The following is a 422-nucleotide window of genomic DNA, read 5'->3' on the forward strand; positions in this document are numbered from 1 at the left end:
ATACTGCAAACGGTGGCGCTTGCAATCGGCGCCGTTCCCGTGTTTTTAATAGCGAAAGAAAAACTTTCGAGCAGGATATTAAGCCTGGCACTTGCCGCCTCGTACCTGTTATACCCGGCGCTAGAGTGGGTCAACAACGATCACTTCCATCCGGAGTCACTGGCGACACCGCTCTTGCTGTTTGCGTTTTACAGTGCCATGCGGTCAAGGTATATCGCCTTCGCGGTCTTTTCACTCGTCGCCATAACAGCGAAGGAGGACGTCGCCCTTGTTATCATGCTGATGGGCATCTATATCGGGCTCACCGGCAACCGCAAGGTGGGGTTCACCACCGCGACACTCTCGCTGGCCTGGTTTTTCGTGGGGCTTAAGTTCATCCTCCCACACTTTAACAGTGCGGGCTTTTTCTATATTCAAAACTT

At 52.6% G+C, this 422-nt stretch carries 1 protein-coding gene; it reads left to right on the forward strand.

The window, feature by feature from the left end; translation table 11 throughout:
- The coding region (locus tag COY37_RS07325; protein WP_286977040.1) for a DUF2079 domain-containing protein at positions 1–422 on the forward strand (422 nt) is incomplete at both ends.

The sequence above is a fragment of the Candidatus Aquicultor secundus genome (genome assembly GCF_002791875.1).
Taxonomy (GTDB): Bacteria; Actinomycetota; Aquicultoria; order Aquicultorales; family Aquicultoraceae; genus Aquicultor_A; species Aquicultor_A secundus.